This window comes from Pseudomonas aphyarum (assembly GCF_028657055.1).
GTDB lineage: Bacteria > Pseudomonadota > Gammaproteobacteria > Pseudomonadales > Pseudomonadaceae > Aquipseudomonas > Aquipseudomonas aphyarum.
The window spans coordinates 131,597-158,431 of the sequence record NZ_JAMDGS010000012.1 but is presented as its reverse complement, the minus strand read 5'-3'; the positions used below and the strand labels follow the sequence as shown (position 1 = coordinate 158,431).

Annotated in this window: 26 protein-coding genes; all 26 read left to right on the top strand. The window is 61.3% G+C overall.

The genetic code is table 11. The annotated features are described in order from the left end of the window. The first annotated feature begins 88 nt into the window (after positions 1-88). The 26 genes from rfbF (at position 89) to fliE (ending at position 26,826) form a co-directional block, all read left to right on the top strand. The gene (gene rfbF, locus M5G18_RS18060; protein WP_273896630.1) at positions 89-862 is read left to right on the top strand and encodes a glucose-1-phosphate cytidylyltransferase; all 774 of its coding nucleotides are present in this window, start codon (positions 89-91) and stop codon (positions 860-862) included. Next, the gene (gene rfbG, locus M5G18_RS18055; protein ID WP_273896631.1) at positions 844-1,926 is read left to right on the top strand and encodes a CDP-glucose 4,6-dehydratase; all 1,083 of its coding nucleotides are present in this window, start codon (positions 844-846) and stop codon (positions 1,924-1,926) included. The genes rfbF and rfbG overlap by 19 nt, the downstream gene beginning before the upstream one ends. Next, complete coding sequence (gene rfbC / locus M5G18_RS18050) at positions 1,923-2,483, top strand: dTDP-4-dehydrorhamnose 3,5-epimerase (RefSeq protein ID WP_273896632.1); 561 nt, start codon at positions 1,923-1,925, stop codon at positions 2,481-2,483. Before rfbG ends, rfbC begins: the two co-directional genes overlap by 4 nt. Then, positions 2,480-3,706, top strand: a complete 1,227-nt coding sequence (locus M5G18_RS18045) for a class I SAM-dependent methyltransferase (RefSeq protein ID WP_273896633.1) — start codon at positions 2,480-2,482, stop codon at positions 3,704-3,706. The genes rfbC and M5G18_RS18045 overlap by 4 nt, the downstream gene beginning before the upstream one ends. Continuing rightward, positions 3,703-4,824, top strand: a complete 1,122-nt coding sequence (locus tag M5G18_RS18040; protein ID WP_273896634.1) for a DegT/DnrJ/EryC1/StrS family aminotransferase — start codon at positions 3,703-3,705, stop codon at positions 4,822-4,824. Before M5G18_RS18045 ends, M5G18_RS18040 begins: the two co-directional genes overlap by 4 nt. Beyond that, complete coding sequence (locus M5G18_RS18035; RefSeq protein ID WP_273896635.1) at positions 4,821-5,486, top strand: acetyltransferase; 666 nt, start codon at positions 4,821-4,823, stop codon at positions 5,484-5,486. Before M5G18_RS18040 ends, M5G18_RS18035 begins: the two co-directional genes overlap by 4 nt. Positions 5,487-5,516: 30 nt before the next feature. After that, positions 5,517-6,245, top strand: coding sequence for a cephalosporin hydroxylase family protein (locus M5G18_RS18030; RefSeq protein ID WP_273896636.1), 729 nt, complete (start codon positions 5,517-5,519; stop codon positions 6,243-6,245). A 51-nt stretch (positions 6,246-6,296) separates the two neighbouring features. Continuing rightward, positions 6,297-9,221 carry a glycosyltransferase family 2 protein gene (locus M5G18_RS18025; protein WP_273896637.1) on the top strand — a complete coding sequence of 975 codons (2,925 nt, stop codon included), beginning with the start codon at positions 6,297-6,299 and terminating at the stop codon, positions 9,219-9,221. Positions 9,222-9,253: 32 nt separating this feature from the next. Continuing rightward, positions 9,254-10,255: a UDP-N-acetylglucosamine 4,6-dehydratase (inverting) gene (pseB, locus tag M5G18_RS18020; RefSeq protein WP_273896638.1), complete on the top strand. Its 1,002-nt coding sequence runs from the start codon at positions 9,254-9,256 to the stop codon at positions 10,253-10,255. Next, positions 10,252-11,409 (top strand): UDP-4-amino-4,6-dideoxy-N-acetyl-beta-L-altrosamine transaminase, encoded by a 1,158-nt coding sequence (gene pseC / locus M5G18_RS18015; protein WP_273896639.1) that lies wholly within the window; start codon positions 10,252-10,254, stop codon positions 11,407-11,409. The genes pseB and pseC overlap by 4 nt, the downstream gene beginning before the upstream one ends. A gap of 30 nt (positions 11,410-11,439) precedes the next feature. Beyond that, entirely contained in the window at positions 11,440-12,060 is a 621-nt protein-coding gene (locus tag M5G18_RS18010) for a pseudaminic acid biosynthesis-associated methylase (RefSeq protein ID WP_273896640.1), read from the top strand. Next, complete coding sequence (gene pseF / locus M5G18_RS18005) at positions 12,057-12,752, top strand: pseudaminic acid cytidylyltransferase (RefSeq protein WP_273896641.1); 696 nt, start codon at positions 12,057-12,059, stop codon at positions 12,750-12,752. The genes M5G18_RS18010 and pseF overlap by 4 nt, the downstream gene beginning before the upstream one ends. After that, entirely contained in the window at positions 12,749-14,251 is a 1,503-nt protein-coding gene (gene pseG / locus M5G18_RS18000; protein ID WP_273896642.1) for a UDP-2,4-diacetamido-2,4,6-trideoxy-beta-L-altropyranose hydrolase, read from the top strand. The genes pseF and pseG overlap by 4 nt, the downstream gene beginning before the upstream one ends. Further along, positions 14,248-15,300 (top strand): pseudaminic acid synthase, encoded by a 1,053-nt coding sequence (gene pseI / locus M5G18_RS17995; protein ID WP_273896643.1) that lies wholly within the window; start codon positions 14,248-14,250, stop codon positions 15,298-15,300. Before pseG ends, pseI begins: the two co-directional genes overlap by 4 nt. Before the next feature lie 225 nt (positions 15,301-15,525). After that, positions 15,526-16,452: a ketoacyl-ACP synthase III gene (locus tag M5G18_RS17990; RefSeq protein WP_262194084.1), complete on the top strand. Its 927-nt coding sequence runs from the start codon at positions 15,526-15,528 to the stop codon at positions 16,450-16,452. An 86-nt stretch (positions 16,453-16,538) separates the two neighbouring features. Further along, positions 16,539-17,831, top strand: coding sequence for a motility associated factor glycosyltransferase family protein (locus M5G18_RS17985; protein WP_273896644.1), 1,293 nt, complete (start codon positions 16,539-16,541; stop codon positions 17,829-17,831). Next, positions 17,828-18,094: a hypothetical protein gene (locus M5G18_RS17980; protein ID WP_273896645.1), complete on the top strand. Its 267-nt coding sequence runs from the start codon at positions 17,828-17,830 to the stop codon at positions 18,092-18,094. The genes M5G18_RS17985 and M5G18_RS17980 overlap by 4 nt, the downstream gene beginning before the upstream one ends. Before the next feature lie 243 nt (positions 18,095-18,337). Beyond that, positions 18,338-19,189 carry a flagellin domain-containing protein gene (locus M5G18_RS17975; protein WP_064594348.1) on the top strand — a complete coding sequence of 284 codons (852 nt, stop codon included), beginning with the start codon at positions 18,338-18,340 and terminating at the stop codon, positions 19,187-19,189. Between the two features lie 71 nt (positions 19,190-19,260). Beyond that, positions 19,261-19,617 carry a flagellar protein FlaG gene (locus tag M5G18_RS17970; protein ID WP_273896646.1) on the top strand — a complete coding sequence of 119 codons (357 nt, stop codon included), beginning with the start codon at positions 19,261-19,263 and terminating at the stop codon, positions 19,615-19,617. Positions 19,618-19,699: 82 nt separating this feature from the next. After that, entirely contained in the window at positions 19,700-21,166 is a 1,467-nt protein-coding gene (gene fliD / locus M5G18_RS17965) for a flagellar filament capping protein FliD (RefSeq protein WP_273896647.1), read from the top strand. Between the two features lie 129 nt (positions 21,167-21,295). Continuing rightward, positions 21,296-21,694 (top strand): flagellar export chaperone FliS, encoded by a 399-nt coding sequence (fliS, locus tag M5G18_RS17960; protein WP_007958302.1) that lies wholly within the window; start codon positions 21,296-21,298, stop codon positions 21,692-21,694. 10 nt (positions 21,695-21,704) lie between these two features. Further along, the gene (gene fliT, locus M5G18_RS17955) at positions 21,705-22,001 is read left to right on the top strand and encodes a flagellar protein FliT (protein ID WP_039765621.1); all 297 of its coding nucleotides are present in this window, start codon (positions 21,705-21,707) and stop codon (positions 21,999-22,001) included. Between the two features lie 172 nt (positions 22,002-22,173). Then, entirely contained in the window at positions 22,174-23,649 is a 1,476-nt protein-coding gene (locus M5G18_RS17950) for a sigma-54 dependent transcriptional regulator (protein WP_003222863.1), read from the top strand. 110 nt (positions 23,650-23,759) lie between these two features. Next, positions 23,760-24,971 carry a sensor histidine kinase gene (locus tag M5G18_RS17945; RefSeq protein WP_420793300.1) on the top strand — a complete coding sequence of 404 codons (1,212 nt, stop codon included), beginning with the start codon at positions 23,760-23,762 and terminating at the stop codon, positions 24,969-24,971. A gap of 5 nt (positions 24,972-24,976) precedes the next feature. Beyond that, complete coding sequence (locus M5G18_RS17940; protein ID WP_273896648.1) at positions 24,977-26,368, top strand: sigma-54-dependent transcriptional regulator; 1,392 nt, start codon at positions 24,977-24,979, stop codon at positions 26,366-26,368. 128 nt (positions 26,369-26,496) lie between these two features. Continuing rightward, positions 26,497-26,826 (top strand): flagellar hook-basal body complex protein FliE, encoded by a 330-nt coding sequence (gene fliE, locus M5G18_RS17935; protein WP_273896649.1) that lies wholly within the window; start codon positions 26,497-26,499, stop codon positions 26,824-26,826. The last annotated feature ends 9 nt before the right edge of the window (positions 26,827-26,835 follow it).

The following is a 26,835-nucleotide window of genomic DNA, read 5'->3' as shown; positions in this document are numbered from 1 at the left end:
TGCGCCCGAACCGGCGCAATGGTTTAGCCAGAAGGCCGCAACGCTCAAAAAGCAGCGCGCAGCCCTGTGACGAACGAGAGGGGAGACGATGAAGGCAGTAATTTTGGCGGGTGGCCTGGGCACGCGCATCAGTGAGGAGTCGCACCTCAAGCCCAAACCAATGATCGAGATCGGCGGTAAGCCAATTCTCTGGCACATCATGAAACAGTATTCCGCCCACGGGATTCATGACTTCGTGATTTGCCTTGGCTACAAGGGCTACGCGATCAAGGACTTCTTCGCCAACTACTTCCTGCACACCTCCGACGTGACATTCGACATGCGCGAAAACCGCATGGACGTTCACCAGAACTACAGCGAGCCGTGGCGCGTGACGCTGATCGATACCGGTGAAGAGACCATGACCGGTGGCCGTCTGCGCCGCGCCGCGCGTTATCTGGAAAACGAAGAAGCCTTCTGCTTCACCTATGGCGACGGTGTCTCCGATCTGAACATCAGCTCGCTGGTGGATTTCCACCTGACCCACGGCAAACTGGCGACGGTGACCGCCGTACAACCGCCGGGACGCTACGGCGCGCTGGATCGTGAAGGTGACCGGGTTCTCGGTTTCACCGAAAAGCCGCGCGGTGACGGGGGCTGGATCAACGGTGGTTTTTTTGTGCTCTCGCCCAAGGTTCTGCCGCTGATCGAAGGCGACGAAACCTCGTGGGAATCCGGCCCGCTCGATGGTCTGGCCGAGCGCGGCGAGTTGATGGCTTATCAGCACGAAGGCTTCTGGCAGCCGATGGACACCCTGCGTGACAAGAATCACCTCGAAGCCTTGTGGCAGAGCGGGGAGGCCCCATGGAAGCAATGGGACTGAGTCCGGAATTCTGGCGCGGCAAGCGGGTTCTGGTCACCGGACACACCGGTTTCAAGGGCAGCTGGCTGACCCTGTGGCTGCAAAGCCTGGGCGCGCAAGTCAGCGGTTTTTCCCTCGATCCGTCGACCGAGCCGAGCCTGTTCGAACTGGCGCGCGTGCACGAAGGCATCAACGACCAGCGCGGCGATCTGCGTGACCTCGGCGCCTTGCTCGAGATCATCGCCGACACCGAGCCCGAGATCGTTCTGCACCTGGCAGCCCAGCCGCTGGTGCGCGAAGGCTATCGCGATCCGCTTGGCACCTATTCCAGCAACGTCATGGGCACCCTCAACCTGCTCGAAGCGATTCGTCAGGTCGGATGCGTGCGGGCCTGCGTGCTGGTGACCACCGACAAGGTCTACGCCAACAAGGAATGGCTGTGGCCGTATCGCGAGGACGAAGCCCTCGGTGGACACGACCCTTACAGCAGCAGCAAGGCGTGCTGCGAGTTGCTGGCGCAGTCTTACGCGGCATCGTTTTTCCCGGCCGACAAGTACGCCGAGCACGGTCTGGCCCTGGCCACCGCGCGGGCCGGTAATGTGCTGGGCGGCGGTGATTTCGCCCCTGAACGATTGATTCCCGACGTGCTGAAAGCCTGGTCGGCCGACGAGCCGGTGACCCTGCGTTACCCGCAAGCCGTGCGCCCGTGGCAGCACGCGCTGGAGCCGCTGGCCGGCTACCTGCAACTGGCCGCCGGGCTCTACGAACAAGGCCCGGAATACGCCGGGGCGTGGAACTTCGGCCCGGGTGAAGCGGACATGTGCAGCGTCGGCGAAGTGGTCGAACTGCTCGCCAACCGCTGGCCTCAGGCCCGTGGCCTGCGCCTCGAAAAAAGTGACCTGCACGAAGCAGGTCTGCTGCGCCTGGACAGCAGCCGCGCCCGTCAGGTGCTGGGCTGGCAACCGCGCTGGACGTTGCAGCAATGCCTGACCCAGACCCTCGACTGGCATCTGGCGTGGCAGAACGGCGACGACATGCGCACCGTGACCCTCGGCCAACTGAACCTGTACCGGGGCGCGCTGTGAGCGAGTTTTCCTTGAAACAGTTGCCGCTGGCCGGGTTGTTCAGCGTCCAGCACAAGCGCTTCGAAGATCAGCGCGGGCACTTCGCCCGGCTGTTCTGCGAGGGCAGCCTGAAGGCATTTGGCGCCGAATTTCACATCCGCCAGATCAACCATTCCTGCACCCGCGAGAAGGGCAGCGTGCGCGGTCTGCATTATCAGAATGCCAACGCGCCGGAAGCCAAGTTGATCACCTGCCTGCGCGGTGAAGTGTGGGACGTGGCGGTAGACCTGCGCCCGGATTCGGAAACCTTCCTGCACTGGCACGCCGAGCACCTGAAAGCCGGCGACGGCCGCAGTCTGCTGATTCCGGCCGGCTTCGCCCATGGCTTCCAGACCCTCACCGAGGATGCCGAGCTGCTTTACCTGCACAGCGCCGATTACGCGCCGGAGCACGAGGCCGGCCTGTCGGTGAACGATCCACGGCTGGCGATTGCCTGGCCGTTGCCTGTCAATAATTTGTCAGCGCGTGATTCCAGCCATCCCGCGCTCGATCAACACTTTGCCGGAGTGCGTCTATGAACTGCCGTGGGTGCGCCGCACCGCTGAGCCTGCCGCTGATCGACCTCGGCACCTCGCCACCGTCCAACGCCTATGTGCATGCCGAGCGCCTCGAGCAGGCCGAACAATGGGTGCCGCTGAAGGTTGCCGTGTGCCAGCAATGCTGGCTGGTACAGACCGAGGATTACACCAGCGCCGACAGCCTGTTCGACGCCGAGTACGCCTACTTCAGTTCGTTCTCCAGCACCTGGCTGGCCCACGCCGAGCGTTATGTGGCCGAGATGGTCGAGCGCTTCGGCCTGACCGCCGACAGCCGCGTGGTGGAAGTCGCCGCCAACGACGGTTACCTGCTGCAATACGTGGCCGGTCGCGGCATCCAGTGCCTGGGCGTCGAGCCGACCCGCAGCACCGCGCAGGCGGCGCGGGAAAAAGGCCTGGAGATCCGTGAGCTGTTCTTCGGTCGCGACACCGCCGCCCAGCTGAAAAGCGAAGGCTGGGCCGCCGACCTGATGGCTGCCAACAACGTGCTTGCCCATGTGCCGGACATCAACGATTTCCTCGGCGGTTTCGCCGCGCTGCTCAAACCGACCGGCGTCGCCACCTTCGAATTCCCGCAACTGCTGACGCTGATGGCCGGCGCGCAGTTCGACACGCTCTATCACGAGCACTATTCCTACCTGTCCCTGACTGCCGTGCAGACGCTGTGCGAGCGCAACGGCCTGGAAGTGTTCGACGTCGGCCAGCTGACCACCCATGGCGGATCGCTGCGGGTGTTCGTCCAGCGCAAGGACGGCGAACGCCGCGCCGTGCAGCCGGCCGTGCAACAGCAGTTGCAAGCCGAACTCGACGCCGGGGTGAAAACCGCCGGGTACTACGCGACGCTGGCGCCGGCCGCCGAAAACATCAAGCACCAGTTGCTGCGTTTCCTGTTGCAGGCCAAGGCCGAAGGCAAGCGTGTGGTCGGCTATGGCGCCGCAGCCAAGGGCAACACCTTGCTCAACTACGCCGGCGTGAGAGCGGATCTGCTGGCCTGGGTCGCCGATGCCAACCCGCACAAACAGGGCAAGTTCCTGCCGGGCAGCCGCATCCCGATCGTTGCGCCCGAGCGCATTGCGCAAGAGCGGCCGGACTACATTCTGGTTCTGCCCTGGAACCTGTTGAGCGAAGTGACGAAGCAACTGGCCGAAGCCAAAACATGGGGCGCACGCTTTGTCGTCGCCGTTCCGGAGTTGAGCATTCAATGAGCAGAATCCATTACACCAAGCCAAGCGTCGGCGAACTTGAGGCGCAATATGCCCTGGACGCCGTGCAGAACGGCTGGGGCGCGCGTTGCTACGAATACCTGACCCGTTTCGAACACGGCTTCGCCGAGCACCTGGGCGCGACTTACGCGATCGCCACCTCCAGTTGCACCGGGGCCCTGCACATGGGCATGGCGGCTTTGGGCATCGGTGCCGGTGACGAAGTGATCCTGGGCAACACCAACTGGATCGCCTCGGCGGCGCCGATCACTTATCTGGGTGCCACGCCGGTGTTCGTCGATGTGCTGGCCGATAGCTGGTGCCTTGATCCGCAGCAGGTCAGAAACGCGATCAGCCCGCGCACCAAAGCCATTCTGGCGGTGCACCTGTACGGCAATCTGTGCGACATGGATGCCTTGCTGGCCATCGGCAAGGAATTCGGCATTCCCGTGATTGAGGACGCGGCAGAGGCCATCGGTTCGCAGTGGCGCGGTCAGGCGGCCGGTTCGTTGGGGGCCTTCGGTGCTTTCTCGTTCCATGGCACCAAGACCATGACCACAGGCGAGGGCGGGATGTTCGTCACCTCGGACAAGGCCTTGTACGAGCGCGTGTTGACCCTGTCCAACCATGGTCGCGTGGCGGGCTGCACCAAGCAGTTCTGGCCGGAGTTCGTCGGTTTCAAATACAAGATGAGCAACCTGCAGGCGGCGGTCGGTTGCGCGCAGGTCGAGCGGATCGAAGAGTTGATCGCGCGCAAGCGGGCGATCTTTGCCAACTATGCGCAGGCGCTGGAAGGCGTGCCGGGTGTGTCGCTCAATCCCGAACCGGCCCACGGGCGCAACGGTTACTGGATGCCGACCGTGGTGTTCGATGCCGATACCGGTATCCATCGCGAGCAATTGATCGCAGCTTTCCAGGCCGCCGACATCGATGCCCGAGTGTTCTTCTGGCCGCTGTCGACGCTGCCGATGTTCAGCGAGCACAACGTTGACACACCGGTGTCATTCGCCCTGCCGGAACGCGCCTTCAACCTGCCGAGCTATCACGACATGACCGATGCCGATCAGCAGCGCGTCGTGCAAGTGGTGCTGGACCTGCTGGCAGGCAGGCCCGCGCTGTGAAGGTGTATCTGCTGGGGGCCGCCAACCCGGAAGCGGTGCGCATGCTGCACGCGGTCAAGCGCAGTACGCCGAACGTCGAGTTCGCCTTTCTGGACAACGATCCGCGCAAGCACGGCACGCTGTTTTACGGGGTGCCGGTGGTGGGTGGTTCGGAGCGGGTCGCCGAGCTCAATGGCCCGGACGTGCGCTTCGTCAATCTGATCACCGGCAGTACCCGGTTACGCTACGAAACCACCTGCCAGTTGGTGGAGGCAGGGGCGAGGCTCGGCCAGTTCGTTCATCCCGGCATCGACCTGAGCATGATCCGCATGGGGCAGGGCAGTTACCTGCAGGAAGGCGTGTTGATGCAGGCCGAAGTTGAACTCGGCGACAACACCAGCATCAGCGCCGGCAGCGTCGTGGGGCATGAGGGGCGGATCGGCCACTCGGTATTCATGGCGCCGGGCGTGTGCATCGCCGGCTGTGTGGAAATCGGCGACGGTACGTTTATCGGTACCAACGCCACGATTCTGCCGCGCCTGCGCATCGGCCGCTGGGTGACCATCGGCGCCGGCGCCGTGGTGACCAAAGACGTCCCGGATTTTTCAGTCGTGGTGGGCAATCCCGCCAGGATCATCAAGACCAACACCGTGCCATACCCTGACGCCAGGGTATTCAGGTAAGCCGTTTTCCCGAATTTTTGGAGAGTCGCAATGAATCCACACGAGCAGTTTCGCGAAGAAGTAAAAGCCAACATCGAAGGCCTGCAACAGGACAAGGCGCTGCAAACCGAGTCGCTGGACTGGGTCGGCACCACCGCTAAACACAAGTACACCTACAACTTCAGCTGGATGGGCCGGCCGATCATTCAGTTCCCGCAGGACATGGTCGCCATGCAGGAAATCATCTGGAACCTGCGTCCGGACGTGATCGTAGAAACCGGGATCGCCCACGGTGGTTCGCTGGTGTTCTACGCCTCGATCCTCGAACTGATCGGTCACGGCGAAGTCCTGGGCATCGATATCGACATCCGCCAGCACAATCGCGAAGCCATCGAAGCGCACCCGATGTTCAAGCGGATCAGCATGATCCAGGGTTCGAGCATCGACACCGCGATCGTCGACCAGGTGCGCGAACGCGTGCAGGGCAAGAAAGTGCTGGTGGTGCTGGATTCCAACCACACCCACGAGCACGTCCTCGAAGAGCTGCGCCTGTACGCACCGCTGGTGTCGGTGGGCAGCTACTGCGTGGTCATGGACACCGTGGTCGAAGACATGCCGCAAGACGCCTTCCCGGATCGTCCGTGGGGCAAGGGTGACAACCCGAAAACCGCTGTGTGGGCTTACCTGAAAGAGAGCAGCGATTTCGAAATCGATCAGGCCATCCACAGCAAGTTGCTGATCACTGTCGCGCCGGATGGCTATCTGCGTCGCGTTCGTTAATCGACAAAAACAACGTTGAGTTTTCGGCGACTCGCCGCTTGTGGGGAATTTATGCAAGGCAAGAACAGTTCTGGACACGGTTTGGCACTCAACGAACAGTTGACCGTTGTGCTGATATCTCACGAACGCCCGGCGTTCCTGCGCAGGGCCGTGCGTTTCTACAGCACCCTGCCGTGCAGGATCCTGGTGCTGGATTCTTCGACCGAGGCACAACCGGACATGCTCGGGCAGTTTGCCAACGTCGACTACCAGCACTTGCCGCAGTACGGCTACTGGGGCATCCGCGCCAAGCTGGCCTACGGTGTCGAGCAGTTGCAGACACCGTACATGGTGTTTGCGGCGGACGACGACTTCCTCGTGCACGATGCCTTGCATGAAGCCGTGGCGTTCATGGATGCCAACCCCGATTACAGCCTGTGCCATGGCTACAGCATGATGTACCTGTCGCTGGCCAACAGCGTCAGCTACTACCGTCGCGACAAGAAGGTCTGTGAGGACTACTCGGCCGATCTCGCCCAGGATCGCCTGATCGACTACATGTATCAGTACCTGCCGCCGTTCTATGCCGTGCAACGTACGGAGATTCTGCGCGACTGGTATGCGGCCATGCCGCAGGACACAATCTTCCAGTGGCAGGAAGTCGGTCACACCTACTACATGCTGGCGCGGGGCAAGGCGCGGATTCTGCCGATCCCGTACGTGGTGCGTGAACTCAACTATCAGCACTCCGACCACAACACCGAGATTTATCACTCGCTGGCCTACACCGACGCCAGGCACGTCGCCGAACGCGAAGCCTTTGCCGGTTTCCTTGCCGGGTTGCCGACCCAGGTCAAGCATCAGGATCCGGAGCAGGGTAAACAGTTCGTGCTGGACAGCTTCGAAGCGCTGGCCGACAGCCTGCGCGCGGGTCGCGCGTTGACCGCCGAACTGGTGTTCGAGTCGGCCTGGACCGATGTCGATGCCGGCCCGCAGCGTCGTTTCGGCCCGAAACAGTACGTTGAAATGCCGTTCTACAATCAGGCGTTCTTCGATCAGCTGACGCAGTACGAATTCCTGCTGCACTCGATGCCGGCAGGGCGCATCCAGTTGCAGAACCTGGAAGGCATCTGGGCCCGCCAGGAAAACCTGATGCTGGCCCGCAACAACGACACCCCGGAAAGTGTGGTGGACCGTTTGTGGCAAGCCCATGACGCCAACGTCTTCAACCGCACGGTGATCAACCGTCTGGTGGCGCAACTGCAATTGCTGGGCGAGGACGAAGACGCCGAAAAACTGCGTGCATGGGTCGCTCGTCTCGAAGCGGTGTCGCTCGAAGGCAATCAGGCGGTATTCGGCAAAATGCTGACTGGCCGTTTGCTCAAGTGGCTTGATGAGCGTCAGCCGGATGCCGGGCAGGCCCGGGCGATTGCCGGTCAGCTGGCGGCCAATGGCGGCAGTCCGCAGTTCGGCATCTTCCTGCTCGATCTGGACAACGACATCGACAAGTTGCAGGTCACCCTGGACAGTCTGCTGGAAGGGCACAGCAAGGCATTCAAGGTGGTGGTGTTCACCACCGGTGAACCGCCGGCCGCCACCACGGCGCAGAACACCTTGCACTTCGTGCGGGTGAATACGGGCAATTTCGTCGACAAGCTGAACCTGAGCGTCAACCAATCGCCGTGCGACTGGCTGCTGCTGGCCGAGGCCGGTGACGAGTTCACCGCCGGCGGCCTGCTGCGTGCCGGTCTTGAACTGCAATCTGCCGACGGTTGCCGCGCGGTGGCCACCGATGAAATCCAGCGCAGCGACGACGGTGCCCTGGTCGACGTGTTCCGTCCGGGCTTCAACCTCGACCTGCTGCAAAGCCTGCCGGCGCTGATGGCACGGCACTGGCTGATCCGTCGTGAAGTGCTGATCGAGGCGGGCGGTTACCAGGCCGACTTCAGCAAGGCGCTGGAATTCGACCTGTTGCTGCGCATCATCGAACAGGGTGGTCTGGGCGGCCTTGCGCACCTCGACGAGCCGCTGCTGATTACCCGCACTTCGGAACTGGCCGAAAACGCCGACGAGCGTCAGGCGCTGCTGCGTCACCTGGGCAATCGTGGCTACAAGGCCAAGATCACCTCGTCGACGCCGGGCACCTACCAGATCGATTATCGCCACACTGAGCAGCCGCTGGTGTCGATCATCCTGCCGGCCAGCGATGATCTGCCGGCCCTGCAACGCTGCCTGGAAGGCGTGCTGCTGCGAACCCGCTACTCCCGCTATGAAGTGTTGCTGGCGGCACGGGCGAATCAGTCCGCCGCCGTCAACGACTGGCTGGGCACCCTGAACCACGCCAAGGTCCGCGTTCTGCACGCCGATCAACCGCTGAGCGACGCGGCATTGTGCAACGCCGCCAGCCAGCAGGCGCAAGGCGAGTACCTGGTGCTGATGGCCGCTGACAGCGAAGTCGTCAACCCGAACTGGATCGAGTCGCTGCTCAATCATGCGCAGCGCCCTGAAGTGGGTATCGTCGGGCCGAAGCTGGTCGACCGCGACGGGAAAATCTCCCAGGCCGGTCTGATTCTCGGCAAGGAAGGCACCGTTGGTTCGGCCTTCATTGGCGAGAAGCACGACGCCGAAGGTTACATGCATCGTCTGCAGGTTGATCAGAACTACTCGGCCGTGTCGGACGTGTGCCTGATGGTGAGCAAAGAGCTGTTCGACGCCCTGGGCGGGCTGGACACCGAAAGCTTCGGCGACGGTTTCAGCGACGTCGACCTGTGCCTCAAGGCCAGCCAGGCCGGTTACCTCACCGTGTGGACGCCGCAGGTGCAGGTGCTGCATGACGGCCAACTGCCGCAAGCGCCGCAGGCTCTGGAAGCACTGGCTGAAAAATGGTCGTCTGTTTTCGCTCAGGACCCGGCCGGTAACCCGAACCTGATCCTCAGCGGCAAAGGCTTTGGTCTGAACGAACGTGCTGCGGTGAACTGGGCGCAGTGGCTGGGCTGACGCCTCGGGGCACAGGAAACGGGACTCAAGACATGTTCAACGGTAAATCGATTTTCATCTCCGGTGGCACCGGCTCGTTCGGGCGCAAATTCATCGCGCGCCTGCTCGAGCAATACCAGCCCAAGCGCGTGGTGGTGTTCTCCCGGGATGAGCTCAAGCAATACGAAATGCAGCAGACGTTCAACGCGCCGTGCATGCGTTACTTCCTCGGTGACGTGCGCGACGCCGATCGTCTGCGTCAGGCCATGCGCGGCATCGATTATGTGGTGCACGCCGCGGCGTTGAAGCAAGTGCCGGCGGCGGAATACAACCCGACCGAGTGCATTCGCACCAACGTCAATGGCGCGGAGAACATCATCGCCGCCGCCATCGACAACGGCGTGAAGAAAGTCGTCGCGCTGTCCACCGACAAGGCGGCGAGCCCGATCAACCTGTACGGCGCCACCAAGTTGCTGTCGGACAAATTGTTCGTCGCCGCCAACAACATTGCCGGTGAGCAACAGACGCGTTTTGCCGTGGTGCGCTACGGCAACGTGGCGGGCTCGCGCGGGTCAGTGGTGCCGTTTTTCAGCAAGCTGATCGCCGATGGCGCGACAGAACTGCCGATCACCGACGAGCGCATGACCCGCTTCTGGATCACTCTCGATCACGGCGTACAGTTTGTCCTCGACAGCTTTGCGCGGATGCACGGCGGTGAAGTGTTCGTGCCGAAGATCCCGTCGATCCGTGTGGTCGATCTGGCTCGCGGCATGGCCGAGCATCTGCCGCACAAGAACGTCGGCATCCGTCCGGGCGAGAAACTGCACGAACTGATGGTGCCGCTGGACGACGCGCGGATGACCCTGGAATTCGCCGATCACTACACCATCCAGCCGTCGATCCGCTTCACCAGCGTCGACGTGGATTTCGCCGAGGACAAACTCGGCGAGCGTGGCGTGCCGGTCGGTGAAAATTTCGAATACCGCTCCGACACCAACCCGCACTTCCTCTCGGTGGGGCAGATCGCCGACCTGCACGCGAAGCTGTCGGTATGATTCCCTACGGTCGGCAAAGCCTCGACCAGACGGACATCGACGCGGTCGTCGAGGTGTTGCAGTCCGACTGGTTGACCCAGGGGCCGACCATCGAGCGCTTTGAACAGGCGATGGCCGAGCGTTGCCAGGCCGACTTCGCCGTGGCGGTGTGCAATGCCACGGCGGCGCTGCACATTGCCTGCCTCGCGGCGGGGCTCGGCGCGGGCGACCGCTTGTGGACGACGCCGAACACCTTTCTCGCGTCGGCCAATTGTGGCCGTTATTGCGGCGCCGACGTTGACTTCGTGGACATCGATCCGCTGACCTGGAACCTCGATGCCGAGGTGTTGGCCGGCAAACTCGATGCCGCCGAACGCGACGGCACCTTGCCCAAAGTGCTGGTGGCGGTGGCGTTCTCCGGGCAGAGCTGCGACATGCGGCGGATTGCCGAACTGGCCGAGCGCTACAACTTCACGGTGATCGAAGACGCCTCCCACGCGGTCGGTGCAAGTTACGCCGGGCGCCCGGTGGGTTGCGGTGAATTTGCCGCGATGACCGTGTTCAGCTTCCACCCGGTGAAGATCATCACCAGCGGCGAAGGCGGCATGGTGCTGACCAATCGCCCGGAACTGGCCGAGCGCCTGCAACGCCTGCGCAGCCACGGCATGACCCGCGATCCGCAGCAGATGACCGAGCCCAGCCACGGGCCGTGGTATTACCAACAGGTTGAGCTGGGGTTCAATTATCGGATCACCGATCTGCAAGCGGCGCTGGGCCTGTCACAGCTGAGCAAGCTGGACGAATTCATCGCCCGTCGTCGGGAACTGGCTGCGCGATACGACCGCTTGCTGGCGTACTTGCCGGTGACTGTGCCGAGCCTCCAGCCGGAGGCCGAATCGGCCTGGCATCTTTATGTGGTGCGCTTGCAGACCGATCGCATCAATCTCAGCCACCGTCAGGTGTTCGAAGGCTTGCGCGCGGCCGGCATCGGCGTGAACCTGCATTACATTCCGGTGCATTTGCAGCCGTACTATCGTGACCTGGGTTTCGCCGAGGGTGACTTCCCCGAAGCCGAGCGTTATTACGCCGAAGCGATCAGCCTGCCGCTGTTCCCGTTGCTGAGCGATCAGCAGCAGGACTACGTGGTCGAGCAATTGCGCCGGTTGACTGAATGATTGCCGCCGTGGCGGTGGATGGAAAACGGTATGCGTGATCTGAGCGAGCAGGAACAATTCTGGCAGGGCGAATTCGGCAACCAGTACGTTGACCGCAACGTCGGCCAGCCATTGGTGGCGGCCAATCTGGCGTTGTTCGCCAAGGCGCTGGCCCGGGCCGGGCGGATCGACAGCCTGCTGGAACTGGGCACCAACGCCGGCAACAACTTGCAGGCGCTGCGTCAGTTGCTGCCGCGCTGCGAGCTGTTCGGGGTCGAAATCAATGCCAGTGCCTGCGCCCAGGCGCGTGCGCTGGAGATTGCGAACATCTGGCACGGTTCGCTGTTCGACTTTCCCCGTGAGCGCCAATACGACCTGACCCTGAGCAAGGGCGTGCTGATCCATCTGGCGCCTGAGCTGTTGGTGACGGCGTATGCGCAGTTGTATGAGTTGAGTTCGCGCTACATCCTGATCGCCGAGTACTACAATCCCTCGCCGGTGGAAGTGTCCTATCGCGGCAACAGCGGCAAGCTGTTCAAGCGTGACTTCGCCGGGGAAATGCTCGATCGGTATCCGGATCTGCAACTGCTGGACTACGGCTTCGGTTATCACCGCGATCCGCAATTTCCGGTCGACGACATCACCTGGTTCCTGCTGGAAAAACGTCCTTGAACAACGTCGCAATCATCCCGGCCCGCGGGGGCAGCAAACGCATCCCGCGCAAGAATCTCAAGCCGTTCGACGGCGTGCCGATGATTGTCCGTTCGATTCGCACGGCGCTGGATTCAGGGTTGTTCGAGCAGGTGGTGGTCAGCACCGACGACGCAGAGATCGCAGAGGTGGCGCGGGCCAACGGTGCTCACGTGCCGTTCATGCGTCCGGCGGAACTGGCCGATGATTTCACCGGCACTGCGGCGGTGATCGTGCATGCCTTGCAACAACTGCCGGCCTTTGATTACGCCTGCTGTGTGTACGCCACGGCGCCGCTGTTGCAGGCGCGCTTTCTGCGTCAGGGTTTTGAGTTGCTGGCGCAGCATCCGGACAAGTCCTTTGCTTTTTCGGTCACCGATTTCGGCTTTCCGGTGCAGCGCGCCTTGACCCTGGACGGGCAGGGCGCGCTGACCGCGTTGTACCCCGAATTTCGCAATACCCGTTCGCAGGATCTGCCGGCTGCCTTTCAGGATGCCGGCCAGTTCTATTGGGGCCGCCGCGAGGCCTGGATGGATGGCGAGATTCTGTATTCGCCGGCCAGCCTGCCGGTGATCCTGCCCCGGTATCTGGTGCAGGACATCGATACCGTCGAAGACTGGACGCGCGCCGAGTACCTTTACGCCGCCCTTAAGGCCGGTGGGGAATTGCAATGAGAGTGCTGATCCGCGCCGACGCCTCGCCGACCATCGGCAGCGGCCACATCGCACGGTGCCTGACGCTGGCGCGAGTGCTGCGCACGCAGGGCAGTCATGTTGCGTTCGCCTGTCGTCGTTTGCCGGGGCACCGGCTTGATGCGTTGCTGAGCGAAGGCTTCGAGACCTTCGCGTTGCCGGATCGCTATGCCGGTGAAGACCCGGAGCAGGCCATCGAATCGATGCTGCCGTGGCAGGCGGATATCGAGGCACTGGCGACGCAGCTGGAAGGGCAGACCGGATTTGACTGGGTGATCGCCGACCATTACGGCCTCGACCATCACTGGCAGACCGCTGCCCGTCGCTTCGCGCCACGGATTGCCGCCGTCGACGATCTGGCGACCCGACGCTACAGCGTGGATCTGCTGCTCAATCAGAACCTCTCCGGGCTCAGCGAAAACTATCAGCCGCTGCTGCCGGCCGGTTGCCGAACGCTGCTCGGCCCGCGCTTCGCCATGCTGCGTGAAGAGTTCAGTGGCCCGGCCATCGAGATCAAGCCTGTGGCACGTCGGGTGCTGGTGAACTTCGGCGGCTTCGACGCGGCGCGCCAGACTCATCACGCGATGCTGGCGCTGGCGGATTTTTCGGCGCTTGAAGTGGATTTTGTCGCCGGTGCCGACAACCCGGCCTGGGCAGAGATGCAGGCGCTGGCCGAAACGCGGCCGCACTGGCGCCTGCACAGTTTTGTCAGCGATTTTCATCGACGCATGACTGAGGCCGACCTGTTTATCGGCGCTGGTGGTGGCACCAGTTGGGAGCGCGCGGCCTTGGGCCTGCCGACGATCTGCATTGCGGTGTCAAACAACCAGCAGGCCAACGGCGAGGTGATGGCGGCGGCCGGGGCACATGTGTTCATGGGCGCGCGCGAGCAGGTCAGCGTCGAGCAACTGCGCGATGCCATCGGCTTTGTCGTGGGCAACTTTTATCTGCGCCAGAGCCTGGCCGAGCGTTCACGGCAACTGGTCGACGGACGTGGAGCGCTGCGGGTGGCGGCGGCACTGGCCGGCGCGGTGCTCAAGTTGCGTCTGGCGACGCCGAATGACGCGCAGTTGCTGTTCGACGGACGCAATGCCGAAACGGTGCGCCGCTGGTCGCTGGACAGCGGGGCAATCGATTGGTCGCAACATGTGAACTGGCTGGACGCAAGCCTGCGCAATCCTCAGCGGCTGCTGCTGGTGGCCGAGGCGGATGACGGCCCGGTTGGTGTCCTGCGCTACGATTTGCGCGGCTTTGAGGCCGAGGTTTCGCTGTATCTGCTCGAGGGGCGTTTCGGTCTCGGCTGGGGCAGGGCGCTGCTGGCCCAAGGTGAAGCCTTTGTCGCTGCGCACTGGCCGCAAATGACCGCCATCACCGCCCAGGTCTTGCCGGCCAATCAGCCCTCGATGAATGTTTTTCGTGACGCCGGGTTCACCCAGAGTGCCTGCGCGTTCACCAAGGTTTTGAAGGAATCCCGTCAATGAGCAGTTTCAAGATCGGCAACCGTCGGATCGGTGCCGATGCGCCGCCGTTCATCATCGCTGAAATGAGCGGCAACCATAACCAGTCGCTGGACGTCGCCTTGCAGATTGTCGAAGCGGCGGCCAAGGCCGGCGCGCATGCCTTGAAACTGCAAACCTACACCGCCGAAACCATGACCCTGGATCTGGCGCAAGGCGAGTTCTTCATCAAGGATCCGAACAGTCTGTGGGCCGGCACCTCGCTGTACGACCTGTATGAAAAGGCCCATACACCCTGGGAGTGGCATGCGCCGATCTTCGCCAGGGCGAAAGAACTGGGCATGCTCGCGTTTTCGACACCGTTCGACGACAGCGCCGTGGACTTTCTCGAAAGCCTCGATGTGCCGGCCTACAAGATCGCCAGTTTCGAAAACACCGATCTGCCGCTGATCCGCCGTGTTGCGGCGACCGGCAAACCGCTGATCATTTCCACCGGCATGGCCAGCATCGCCGAACTCGACGAAACCGTGCGCGCCGCCCGTGAGGCCGGGTGCAAGGATCTGGTGCTGCTCAAATGCACCAGCACCTACCCGGCGACGCCGATCAACAGCAACGTGCGCACGATCCCGCATCTGCGTGAGTTGTTCGGTTGTGAGGTCGGGCTGTCAGACCATTCGATGGGCGTTGGCGTATCGGTGGCGGCGGTGGCGCTGGGCGCGACCGTGGTGGAAAAACACTTCACCCTCGACCGTGCGGCCGGTGGGGTGGACGCCAGTTTTTCGCTGGAGCCGGCTGAGCTGGCCAGTCTGGTGGTCGAGACCGAACGCGCTTGGCAGGCCATGGGTCAGGTGCATTACGGCGTGACCGAGGCTGAGAAAAAGTCGCTGGTTTACCGCCGGTCGCTGTACGTCACGGCCGATATGGCGGCCGGTGAACCCTTCACGGCGGCCAACCTGCGCGCCATTCGTCCCGGTCTCGGTCTGCCGCCCAAGCACACCGATGCCGTCCTCGGGCGCCGCGCGCGCCAGCCGATCCAACGCGGTACGCCGCTGGACTGGTCATTGGTCGAATGACCCGATCTGTCACCGATTCGGCAAAATAGCGTGACCTGCGAGTCATAACGCGCATCTTCACTGTATTGTAATGACCGGGGAGATGGCGCCTGGCCCGTTTTCGGTTCCAGTGATAGCCCTTTGCGCTCCCCGTGGCTGCCCGTTGTGGCGGCCGTTTTCTGTTTGTCGGCGCCCCTCGAATCCTGCGAGCGGTGGTATTGGGCTGTTTATTATTGGGAAGCCGTAATGATTGGCATAAAAAGCATTGCGAGCTACGTTCCTGTAGCCGGCGTGGACAATTACGCACAAGGTGCAAAATTCGAGAAGGATGAAGAATTCATCCTCGGCAAGATCGGTTCGGCCTTCCTCCCACGCAAAGACGCGGAACAGGAAACCTCCGATCTGTGTGTTGAAGCGGCCAATGCGCTGTTTGCCAGCAACCCTGAACTGAAACGTGAATCCATCGATGCACTGATTGTCGTTACCCAGAACGGTGACGAAGAAGGCCTGCCGCACACCGCGGCCATCGTCCAGGACAAGCTCGGCCTGCCGACCAATGTCGCGGCGTTCGATATTTCCCTGGGCTGCTCCGGTTACGTCTACGGCATCTACGCGATCAAGGGCTTCATGGAAGCCGCCGGCCTGAAGAACGGCCTGCTGATCACCGCTGACCCGTATTCGAAGATCGTTGATCCGGAAGATCGCAACACCACCATGCTGTTCGGCGACGCTGCTACCGCCACCTGGATGGGCGAAGATCCGGTCTGGGCACTGGGCAAGGCCAAGTTCGGCACCGACGGTTCCGGCGCACCGCACCTGAAAGTCACCGATGGCGTGTTCTTCATGAACGGCCGTCAGGTGTTCAACTTTGCGCTGCTCAAGGTGCCGGCGCACTTGCACGAACTGCTCGACGATTCCGGCCTGAAGGCCGATGACATCGATGCCTTCTGCATTCACCAGGGCAGTGCGGCGATTGTCGACGCCGTGGCGCGGCGCTTCGAAGGCGAGCCGGAGAAGTTCATCAAGGACATGGTCGAGACCGGTAACACCGTGTCGTCCAGTGTGCCGCTGCTGCTGGAAAAACACGTGATGGATTCCGACTGGAATCGCATCGCGATCAGTGGTTTTGGTGTGGGTCTGTCGTGGGGTTCGGCGATTATTTATCGTCCTTGAATCCGCCAGGAACGACGGATACAAAAAAAGCGTTCAAGGGTTAACCTTGAACGCTATTTTTTTGCCTGAAAGGAGCGCGAGGCGCCATGAGCGAGTTTTTCCAAGCCAACGCTGAAGTCGTCGAGCGACGCTGGCCGACGCTGTTCGCACGATTGCTGAACGAAGACAGTTCGGCAATCGAGGCCGAGCTGACGCAAGGGCTGGGCTCGACCCTGAGCATTGGCGGCATTCAGCTCACCAGCCGGCATGACCGTGTCCGCGAAGCGCAAATACAGGCCGCCAGCCTGCCAACGGACAAGCCGCAACTGCATGTCTACGGCACCGGCCTCGGGGATTTGCCCACGGTGTTGCTGGAGCGCGCCGGGCTTGAGCGCTTGTATGTGCACATCCTCAATGGCGCGCTGTTTGCCCTGGTGCTGCAATTGATCGATCAGCGTGAGTGGCTGCAGGATCCGCGGGTTGAATTGCTCTACGCCGGCGACCTGCCCGACATCTGCACGCCGTTCTTCGCATTGCCTGCCGAGATGCTGCTGGCCGATGACTTCAACGCGAAGATCCGTGATCGGCTGGTCAGCGAAGTGCACCTGAGCTTCAACAACCGTGAATTCGATCCGCAGTCACCGTTCATTCAACAGCGTCTGCAGGATTGCTTGCCCGTGTTGCTCGCCGACGATGATGTGGCAACGTTGTTTGGTACCTGTGCCGGCCGGGATATCTATGTGATCGGCACCGGGCCGACGCTGGAGCAACACTTCGAACGTCTGGCGGCGATCCGCGAGCGGGCCGGGCGTCCGTTGTTCATTTGTGTCGATACCGCGTACCGGCCACTGCGCGAGCACGGGATCGTGCCCGACTATGTGGTGAGCATCGATCAGCGCATCAGCTTCCGGCATCTGCCGTTCGAGGAATCCGACGGCATCCCGCTGGTGTATCTGCCCATGAGTGACCCCGAGGTGCTGAGGGCCTGGAAGGGCAAACGTTATGGCGGCTATTCGGCCAGTCCGGTCTACGCGGCATTGCGTGAGCAGTACCCGAGGGCGCTGCTGCATGTGGGCGGCAGCGTGATTCACCCGGCCGTGGACCTGGCGGTGAAGATGGGCGCTGCACGCATCACGCTGTTTGGTGCCGATTTTGCCTTCCCGATGAACAAGACCCATGCCGGCTGGAGTGATGGTGACCTCGGCCCGTCGGTGAATCAGGCACGGCACTGGGTGCGTGACGGGTATGGTCAGCGCGTCAGTACCCAGCTCAATTTTCGCGGTTATCTGTGCGTGCTGGAGCGATACATCGCCAGTCAGCCGCAAGTGGCGTTTTTCAACAGCAGCCGCGCGGGGGCACAGATTGCCGGTACGGCGTTCAACCAGGAGTTTGTGCAATGACTGCGCTGCAAGGCTGGGCAGGCGAATGCCACCAGTGCGCCGGGCTGTTCCGCCTGGGGCGTGATGTCGAGGCCGCGTTGATCATGGTCGATGTGTTCGAGGGCGCACAGCAGTCTTTGCTGTCGGCCGGCGCACAGACACAGCAGGCCTGGGCGCAGTTGCTCACGCAAATGCTCGAGTGCCAGGAGCGTCAGGACTGGTTGGGGCTTGCCGACTTCATGGAGTACGAGCTGATTCAATTGCTGGAAGAACCGTCCGCCTGACGAGGGGCGAAGGCGCTGGCCCGCAGCTTTGCGCCACGGACGGTTTTATGACGTCATTTTTTCGAAGGTGAAGTGCTGCTAAGTCTTTGTTTTCCGGGGGGTGGCAGGTTGATGGCAAAATTTTTCAAAAAAGCCCTCAAGCAACCTGCAAACCCGACGATAACTATTACGAAGGTTCTCTAGGCCATACCCGGCGGTTGCCAGGGCCGGAAGCCGCAGTACCCAACCAACGAGGAATTCGTCATGGCTTTAACAGTAAACACCAACACCACGTCGTTGAACGTTCAGAAAAACCTGAACCGCGCTTCCGACGCTCTGTCGACTTCGATGCAGCGCCTGTCTTCCGGCCTGAAAATCAACAGCGCTAAAGACGACGCTGCCGGCCTGCAGATCGCTACCCGTATGTCCTCGCAGATCCGTGGTAACACTCAGGCGATCCAGAACGCCAACGACGGTATCTCCGTTGCCCAGACCGCTGAAGGCGCTCTGCAAGCTTCGACCGACATCCTGCAGCGTATGCGTGAACTGGCTGTTAAAGCACGTAACGGTACCAACGGCACTGCTGACCAGACCGCTACCAACGCTGAATTCGCTCAGATGTCCGACGAGATCACCCGTATCTCCGCCGCTACCAACCTGAACGGCAAAAACCTGCTGGACGGTTCGGCTGGTACTGTGACTCTGCAAGTTGGCGCCAACACTGGCTCCGCCAACCACATCGACCTGGTACTGAGCGGCAAGTTCGACGCCGTCAGCCTGTCGGTAGGTAGCGGTACTGTTGTTCTGACCGGTGCTACTTCGGCTGCCGCCGCTTCGAACATCGACAACGCGATCACTGCGATCGACGCTGCAATTGCGAACATCAACGCCACTCGCGCCGCTCTGGGTGCTTCGCAAAACCGTCTGACCAGCACCATCCAGAACTTGCAGAACATCACCGAGAACACCACTGCTGCACAAGGTCGCGTACAAGATACCGACTTCGCCGCAGAGACTGCTAACCTGACCAAGCAGCAAACCCTGCAACAGGCTTCGACCTCTGTTCTGGCTCAAGCCAACCAACTGCCTTCCGCTGTACTGAAGCTGCTTCAGTAATTTCGGAATGAGTTTTAGCGGGGGAGTGCGCTTGCGTGCTCTCTCGCTTTTTACGTTATGAGGTGATGAGCATGGACATGAGCGTCAAGCTTAACGTGTCTTATCCGGCTCCCAAGCCAGCCAATACTGTCCCCGACAAGCCGTCGGAGATCAAGCCTCAGACCGTTGAAGCTGTTCCTGCCTCGAAAAAGAGCCAGGAAGCAGATGAAACCAAGCTGAAGCTGGCGGTGCAGGAGATCGAGAAGTTCGTTCAGTCGATCAAGCGCAATCTGGAGTTCTCGATCGATGAGCATTCCGGGAAGGTCATCGTCAAGGTGATTGCAAGCGAGACGGGCGAGGTCGTTCGACAGATCCCTTCCGCAGAAGCGCTCAAGCTGGCAGACAGTCTGGCCAACGCGAGTCACGTGTTGTTCGACGCCAAAGTCTGATAGCTGGCATGAATAGTGTTTGAAGTTCTTTAGACGCAGGTATTGGTCAAAAGACTGGCAATAACCCCCAAGGGAGATGCACATGGCAAGTCCAATTTTACCGGGTTCGGGACTGGGTTCCGGCCTGGATATCGGTGCAATCGTCACTGCGCTGGTCAATGCCGACAAGTCGCCAAAGCAGACGCAGATCGATAACGCTACCAAAACCAACACGCTGAAGATCTCCGGTATCGGCACGCTGAAGAGTGCGCTGACCGCATTCCAGACGGCGATGACCAACCTGGGCAGCAAGACCAATCCAGCGTTTGCCGGTTACACGGCGACTTCGGGCACTCCGGCCGTTTTGGGTGTTTCTGCAGATAACACTGCGGTCTCGGGTACTTACAGCGTTGTTGTGAATAAACTGGCCACCGGCTCGAAAATAGCCAGTGCATCCTTTGCCGGCGGTGCTGCCAGTGCCATTCCGAGTGGTACCCTGAAAATCAGTCAGAATGGCACTGATTACAATGTCACGATCCCGGCCAATGCCACCTTGCAGAGCACCCGGGATGCGATCAACTCGGCTCAGGCCGTCAACGGTATTTCCGCCAACATCGTGACCGACAGCACCGGTGCTTCGCGCCTGGTGATCAGTTCGAGCAAGACGGGCGCCGGCTCTGACATGAAAGTCAGCGGCATTGCCGGTCTTGAAATCGACGGCACCCAGGCGATGGGCACCAACCCGGCCGCCGGGGCTTCCGGCGCGGTCAACGGCCTCGCTCAGGATGCGTCGCTGACCATTGACGGCCTGGCAGTGACCAGCAAGAGCAACACGGTCACCGGCGCCATCAGTGGTCTGACGATGAACCTGACATCGGTCAGCGCCGGCACTCCACCATCGACACCTGTCACAGTGACTGTCGACGGTAACACCAAGGGTTTGCAGACGTCGGTTCAGGCGTTTGTCGATGCCTACAACACCTTGAAAAGCACCATCGATTCGTTGTCCAAGGCGACGCCGGACGAAGATGGCAAGCTGACCGTTCAGGCGGCGTTCACGGGTGACTCACTGGCACGTTCACTGGTTGCTGATATCCGCGGACAGATTACGGCCCCGAGTGCTACCGCTGGCAGCCCGATGGCCTATCTGTCGCAGCTGGGTGTCATGACCGACCGCAACACCGGTAACCTGACGTTCGACACGGTCGCGTTCAACAAGACCATGTCCACGCCAGGCATGAGCGGCAAGGTCCAGGAGATGTTCACCGGCACCACCGACACCAACGGTCTGTTGGCGCGCATGAGCAAGGCGGTTGACCCTTATCTCAAGGCTTCGGCCGATGGCAAGACCACCACCGGTCTGCTGGATCAGCGCCTGACCATCCTGAACAACAACACGCGCAACATTACGTCCCAGCAATTGGCGCTGGACCTGCGTGTGGCCAACCTGACCAAGACGCTGACTGCCAAGTACAACGCCATGGACTTGCTGGTAGGGCAGATGAAGGCCACGGCGAGCAACATCACGTCGTTCTTCAGCTCGCTGAACGCTCAGCAATCCGCGAAGTAACATGAACGAGCGACAAAAACCCGGCTACGCTTTCGAGCGTGTGCCGGGTTTTTGTCTTATGGTCTAAAGTTTTTCGGCTCGCGGGCGATACACTGCTCATACGAGTCATTGTGGCAAATGAGGTAGAACATGAATCCGATGTTAGCCCTTCGGCAATACCAGAAAGTAGGTGCCCACGCTCAGACATCTGAAGCCAGCCCACATCGTCTGGTGCAAATGCTGATGGAAGGCGGCCTGGACCGAATCGCCCAGGCCAAGGGTGCGATCGAGCGCAAGGATATTCCTGCCAAGTGCACGTCGATCAGCAAGGCCATCGGTATCGTCAGTGGCCTGCGCGAAGGCCTGGACCTGGAAAACTCCGCAGATACACTGGCTGATCTGGACGGTCTGTATATCTACATGATGAAGCGTCTCGCCGAGGCGAACATCAGCAGCGATCCACGCATTCTTGATGAGGTTGCCGGCTTGCTGAGCACCGTCAAGGAAGGCTGGGACGCGATCGCGCCTGCGCCCGCTCCGCAGTTCTGAGGAGATCATCATGAGTCTTGTATTGCAGCGAATCGAAGAAACCCGCGTGGCGTTGGTCGGAGCCCTGGCCGAGCGCAACTGGGAGGCGATCGGTCAACTGGATCTTGATTGCCGTTCCTGCATGGAAGATGTCTTGAGTGAGGCTTCGGTAGACGAGGTCGCGTTGCGCGACAACCTTGAGGAGTTGCTGCATGTCTACAAGCAGCTGCTTGAAGTTGCCATGGGTGAGCGTCAGGCGATAGTCGACGAGATGTCGCAGATCACCCAAGCGCAGAACGCGGCAAAGGTTTACCATCTGTTTGGTTAATTAACCCTCAGTTAATCCAGACATGTGCGCCATAAATTTGACTGTGCACGGTTTTTTGACTTAACTAGTGGCTGTTTTCAGATTTCAGGCGTCTACAGGCACAAGGTGTCCTGCAAGCGTCTCGCTTGCCCCTCATTTTGGGCATTGAGTTGACTAGGGAAGTTGCTATTGCATGTGGCGTGAAACCAAAATTCTGCTGATCGATGACGATAGCGTCCGCCGCCGCGACCTGGCGGTGATCTTAAATTTTCTTGGCGAAGAAAATTTACCCTGCGGAAGCCATGACTGGCAGCAGGCAGTCGGCTCTTTGTCGTCTAGTCGTGAGGTCATTTGCGTACTGATCGGGACGGTCAATGCTCCTGGTGCGCTTTTGGGCCTGTTAAAGACACTCTCGACCTGGGATGAGTTCCTTCCGGTTTTGCTGATGGGCGATAATTCTTCGGTGGACTTGCCCGAAGACCAACGCCGCCGGGTACTTTCGACCCTCGAAATGCCGCCGAGCTACAGCAAACTGCTGGACTCCCTGCACCGCGCCCAGGTGTATCGCGAAATGTACGATCAGGCCCGCGAGCGCGGCCGCCATCGCGAACCCAACCTGTTCCGCAGCCTCGTCGGCACCAGCCGCGCGATCCAGCACGTGCGTCAGATGATGCAGCAAGTGGCCGACACCGACGCCAGCGTATTGATCCTCGGCGAGTCCGGGACCGGCAAGGAAGTGGTTGCGCGCAACCTGCATTACCACTCCAAGCGTCGCGACGCGCCATTCGTACCGGTCAACTGCGGGGCGATCCCGGCCGAGTTGCTGGAAAGCGAACTGTTCGGTCACGAGAAGGGCGCCTTCACCGGCGCGATCACCAGCCGTGCCGGCCGCTTCGAGCTGGCCAACGGCGGTACGCTGTTCCTCGACGAAATCGGCGACATGCCGCTGCCGATGCAGGTCAAGCTGCTGCGCGTGCTGCAGGAGCGCACCTTCGAACGCGTGGGCAGCAACAAGACCCAGAGCGTCGACGTGCGCATCATCGCCGCGACCCACAAGAATCTCGAAAGCATGATCGAGATCGGCACCTTCCGCGAAGACCTCTACTATCGCCTGAACGTGTTCCCGATCGAGATGGCGCCGCTGCGTGAGCGCGTCGAAGACATTCCGCTGCTGATGAACGAGCTGATCTCGCGCATGGAACACGAGAAGCGCGGTTCGATCCGCTTCAACTCTGCTGCGATCATGTCCCTGTGCCGCCACGGCTGGCCGGGCAACGTCCGCGAGCTGGCCAACCTGGTGGAGCGCATGGCGATCATGCATCCGTACGGGGTGATCGGCGTGGTCGAGCTGCCGAAGAAATTCCGCTACGTCGACGACGAAGACGAGCAAATGGTCGACAGCCTGCGCAGCGATCTGGAAGAACGCGTGGCGATCAACGGCCACACGCCGGACTTCACCGCCAACGCCATGCTGCCGCCGGAAGGTCTCGACCTGAAGGACTACCTCGGTGGTCTGGAGCAGGGGCTGATCCAGCAGGCGCTGGACGACGCCAACGGCATCGTGGCCCGCGCTGCCGAACGCCTGCGCATTCGCCGCACCACGCTGGTGGAGAAGATGCGCAAGTACGGCATGAGCCGTCGTGAAGGTGATGAACAGGCGGATGATTGACGCCTGTTTTTCAACTGCTTCATTTATAAGCGGTTTTTTTTAGGCACGGGTATTGCTACGTCCCTCGCAACGTTCCGTTTAACTGACGGTCAGCCAAGCGAGTGAGCACAATGCCCCAAGCCTCCCAGATGTCTTCTGTTCCCGAGTCCTCGGGGCAACTGCCGTCCGTAGAGCAGGCGAGCCGCCAGGGGCTTGAGCAGGCATTCGCCCTGTTCAACCAGATGTCCAGTCAGTTGACCGACTCCTACAGCATGCTCGAAGCCCGGGTCACCGAGCTCAAGGGCGAGCTGGCTGTGGTCAGCGCCCAGCGCATGCAGGAACTGGCGGAAAAAGAACGCCTGGCCAACCGTCTGCAAAACCTCCTCGATCTGTTGCCCGGTGGCGTCATCGTCATCGACGGTCACGGCATTGTGTGCGAGGCCAACCCTGCCGCCATCGAATTGCTCGGCCTGCCGCTGGAAGGCGAGCTGTGGCGCCATGTCATCGCCCGTTGCTTCGCACCCCGTGAAGACGACGGCCACGAAATTTCCTTGAAGAACGGTCGACGCCTGTCGATTGCCACCCGCTCGCTGGATGCCGAGCCGGGGCAGTTGGTGCTGCTCAACGACCTGACTGAAACCCGTCATTTGCAGGATCAACTGGCCCGCCACGAGCGACTGTCGTCCCTGGGGCGGATGGTCGCTTCGCTGGCGCATCAGATCCGCACGCCGTTGTCCGCCGCGTTGCTGTACGCCAGTCATTTGACCGAGCAGGAATTGCCGGTCGCCACCCAGCAGCGTTTCGCCGGTCGCCTCAAGGAGCGCCTGCACGAGCTCGAGCATCAGGTGCGCGACATGCTGGTGTTCGCTCGCGGCGAGCTGCCGCTGACCGACCGTGTCACGCCGAATGCCTTGATGCAGTCGTTGCAGGCCGCGGCGCTGACCCATGTGCAGGATCTGCCGATCCGCTGGCAGTGCGACAGCCATGTCGGCGAGTTGCTGTGCAATCGCGACACGCTGGTCGGGGCGCTGCTCAATCTGATTGAAAACGCCATTCAGGCGAGTGCCGGTGAGGTGCGTCTGAAGGTGCATTGCTACACCCGCGACAACACCTTGCGTTTGTGTGTCAGTGACAGCGGCAGCGGAATTGATGCGGTGGTGCTGGCGCGGCTGGGCGAGCCGTTTTTCACCACCAAGGTTACCGGGACCGGCCTGGGCCTGACCGTGGTCAAGGCCGTGGCGCGTGCGCATCAGGGAGAATTGCAGCTGCGTTCGCGGGTCGGGCGCGGTACGTGTGCGCAGGTCATCCTGCCGTTGTTTTCTGCTGTACAGGGAGCTGAGTGAAGGTCATGGGCATCAAGGTTCTGCTGGTCGAGGATGACCGCTCGTTGCGCGAGGCGCTGGCCGATACGCTGTTGCTGGCCGGTCACGACTATCACGCGGTGGGTTCGGCCGAAGAGGCGCTGAACGCCGTCGAACGCGAAGCGTTCAGTCTGGTGGTCAGCGACGTCAACATGCCGGGCATGGACGGCCATCAATTGCTCGGGCTGCTGCGCGCACGGCAGCCGCAATTGCCGGTGCTGCTGATGACCGCCCATGGCGCGGTCGAGCGCGCGGTCGATGCGATGCGCCAGGGCGCGGCAGATTATCTGGTCAAGCCGTTCGAGCCCAAGGCTCTGCTGGATCTTGTGGCGCGCCACGCCTTGGGCAGTCTTGGCACCAGTGACGCCGAAGGGCCGGTCGCGGTCGAGCCGGCCAGTGCTCAATTGCTGGATCTGGCGGCGCGGGTCGCACGCAGCGATTCCACCGTGCTGATTTCCGGCGAGTCCGGCACCGGCAAGGAAGTGCTGGCGCGCTACATCCACCAGCAATCCCATCGCGCCAGTCAGCCGTTCATTGCGATCAACTGTGCGGCGATCCCGGACAACATGCTCGAAGCCACCCTGTTCGGTCACGAAAAAGGCTCGTTCACCGGCGCCATCGCGGCCCAGGCCGGCAAGTTCGAACAGGCGGACGGCGGCACCATTCTGCTCGATGAGATTTCCGAAATGCCCCTCGGCCTGCAAGCCAAGCTTTTGCGAGTGTTGCAGGAGCGGGAAGTGGAGCGGGTCGGCGCACGCAAGCCGATCACTCTCGATATTCGCGTGGTGGCCACCACCAACCGCGACCTGGCCGGTGAAGTGGCGGCGGGGCGGTTCCGTGAAGACCTCTATTATCGTCTGTCGGTATTTCCGCTGGCCTGGCGTCCGTTGCGCGAGCGCACCGCCGATATCCTGCCGCTGGCCGAGCGTCTGTTGGGCAAGCACGTCAATAAAATGAAGCATGCGATGGCGAAGTTCTCGCCCGAGGCGCAAGCGTGCCTGATCGGTTATCCGTGGCCGGGCAACGTGCGCGAGCTGGATAACGCGGTCCAGCGGGCCTTGATTCTGCAGCAGGGCGGGTTGATCCAGCCGCAGGATTTCTGTCTCTCCGGGCCTGCGCTGTTTGCTCCATTGCCGGCGGCAGTGCCGGCCGCGCCGGTCATTCGTGAAGTGGAAATCGAGGCGGATTCGGCCGGTGCGCTGGGCGATGACCTGCGTCGCCGCGAGTTCCAGATGATCATCGATACCCTGCGTACCGAACGTGGTCGGCGCAAGGAAGCCGCGGAAAAACTCGGCATCAGCCCGCGCACCCTGCGTTACAAACTGGCGCAAATGCGCGATGCGGGCATGGATGTCGAAGGCTACCTGTTCGCCACCTGACGGGTGGCGCAAACGTTTGAAACGGCTTTTCTGAAAGCGGTGCCCATGAGCTGGCACCGTTGTTGCTAACACCTGAGTACCCGCCGAGTGAGTGTCAAAAAATTGCGGGCCGCCCAAGAGAGTAGACCATGAGCCAAGGTATTGAATTTAATCGGTTGATGATGGACATGAAGGCCATGCAAATGGACGCCATGTCGAAGCCGAAATCGACTTCCGCTGCCCCTGAAGTGGCAGGCAGCAGCTTTTCCGACATGCTCGGTCAGGCCATCAACAAAGTCAGTGATACCCAGCAGGCGTCGACTCAGTTGGCCAACGCATTTGAAATCGGCAAGAGCGGCGTCGATCTGACGGACGTGATGATTGCCTCGCAAAAAGCCAGCGTGTCGTTTCAGGCTCTGACCCAGGTGCGCAACAAGCTGGTTCAGGCTTATCAAGACATCATGCAGATGCCGGTTTAAGGACGAGAT

Excerpts from the sequence above, each read along its gene's own strand:
- pseC (WP_273896639.1), top strand. The coding sequence starts at position 10,252 with ATGATTCCCTACGGTCGGCAAAGCCTCGACCAGACGGACATCGACGCG.
- M5G18_RS17950 (WP_003222863.1), top strand. The coding sequence starts at position 22,174 with ATGTGGCGTGAAACCAAAATTCTGCTGATCGATGACGATAGCGTCCGC.
- rfbG (WP_273896631.1), top strand. The coding sequence starts at position 844 with ATGGAAGCAATGGGACTGAGTCCGGAATTCTGGCGCGGCAAGCGGGTT.
- M5G18_RS17970 (WP_273896646.1), top strand. The coding sequence starts at position 19,261 with ATGGACATGAGCGTCAAGCTTAACGTGTCTTATCCGGCTCCCAAGCCA.
- M5G18_RS17990 (WP_262194084.1), top strand. The coding sequence starts at position 15,526 with ATGATTGGCATAAAAAGCATTGCGAGCTACGTTCCTGTAGCCGGCGTG.
- M5G18_RS17980 (WP_273896645.1), top strand. The coding sequence starts at position 17,828 with ATGACTGCGCTGCAAGGCTGGGCAGGCGAATGCCACCAGTGCGCCGGG.
- M5G18_RS18010 (WP_273896640.1), top strand. The coding sequence starts at position 11,440 with ATGCGTGATCTGAGCGAGCAGGAACAATTCTGGCAGGGCGAATTCGGC.
- M5G18_RS17940 (WP_273896648.1), top strand. The coding sequence starts at position 24,977 with ATGGGCATCAAGGTTCTGCTGGTCGAGGATGACCGCTCGTTGCGCGAG.
- M5G18_RS17975 (WP_064594348.1), top strand. The coding sequence starts at position 18,338 with ATGGCTTTAACAGTAAACACCAACACCACGTCGTTGAACGTTCAGAAA.
- M5G18_RS18045 (WP_273896633.1), top strand. The coding sequence starts at position 2,480 with ATGAACTGCCGTGGGTGCGCCGCACCGCTGAGCCTGCCGCTGATCGAC.
- fliT (WP_039765621.1), top strand. The coding sequence starts at position 21,705 with ATGAGTCTTGTATTGCAGCGAATCGAAGAAACCCGCGTGGCGTTGGTC.
- M5G18_RS18040 (WP_273896634.1), top strand. The coding sequence starts at position 3,703 with ATGAGCAGAATCCATTACACCAAGCCAAGCGTCGGCGAACTTGAGGCG.
- M5G18_RS17945 (WP_420793300.1), top strand. The coding sequence starts at position 23,760 with ATGCCCCAAGCCTCCCAGATGTCTTCTGTTCCCGAGTCCTCGGGGCAA.
- M5G18_RS18030 (WP_273896636.1), top strand. The coding sequence starts at position 5,517 with ATGAATCCACACGAGCAGTTTCGCGAAGAAGTAAAAGCCAACATCGAA.
- fliS (WP_007958302.1), top strand. The coding sequence starts at position 21,296 with ATGAATCCGATGTTAGCCCTTCGGCAATACCAGAAAGTAGGTGCCCAC.
- pseB (WP_273896638.1), top strand. The coding sequence starts at position 9,254 with ATGTTCAACGGTAAATCGATTTTCATCTCCGGTGGCACCGGCTCGTTC.
- pseG (WP_273896642.1), top strand. The coding sequence starts at position 12,749 with ATGAGAGTGCTGATCCGCGCCGACGCCTCGCCGACCATCGGCAGCGGC.
- pseI (WP_273896643.1), top strand. The coding sequence starts at position 14,248 with ATGAGCAGTTTCAAGATCGGCAACCGTCGGATCGGTGCCGATGCGCCG.
- M5G18_RS18025 (WP_273896637.1), top strand. The coding sequence starts at position 6,297 with ATGCAAGGCAAGAACAGTTCTGGACACGGTTTGGCACTCAACGAACAG.
- fliE (WP_273896649.1), top strand. The coding sequence starts at position 26,497 with ATGAGCCAAGGTATTGAATTTAATCGGTTGATGATGGACATGAAGGCC.
- M5G18_RS17985 (WP_273896644.1), top strand. The coding sequence starts at position 16,539 with ATGAGCGAGTTTTTCCAAGCCAACGCTGAAGTCGTCGAGCGACGCTGG.
- fliD (WP_273896647.1), top strand. The coding sequence starts at position 19,700 with ATGGCAAGTCCAATTTTACCGGGTTCGGGACTGGGTTCCGGCCTGGAT.
- rfbF (WP_273896630.1), top strand. The coding sequence starts at position 89 with ATGAAGGCAGTAATTTTGGCGGGTGGCCTGGGCACGCGCATCAGTGAG.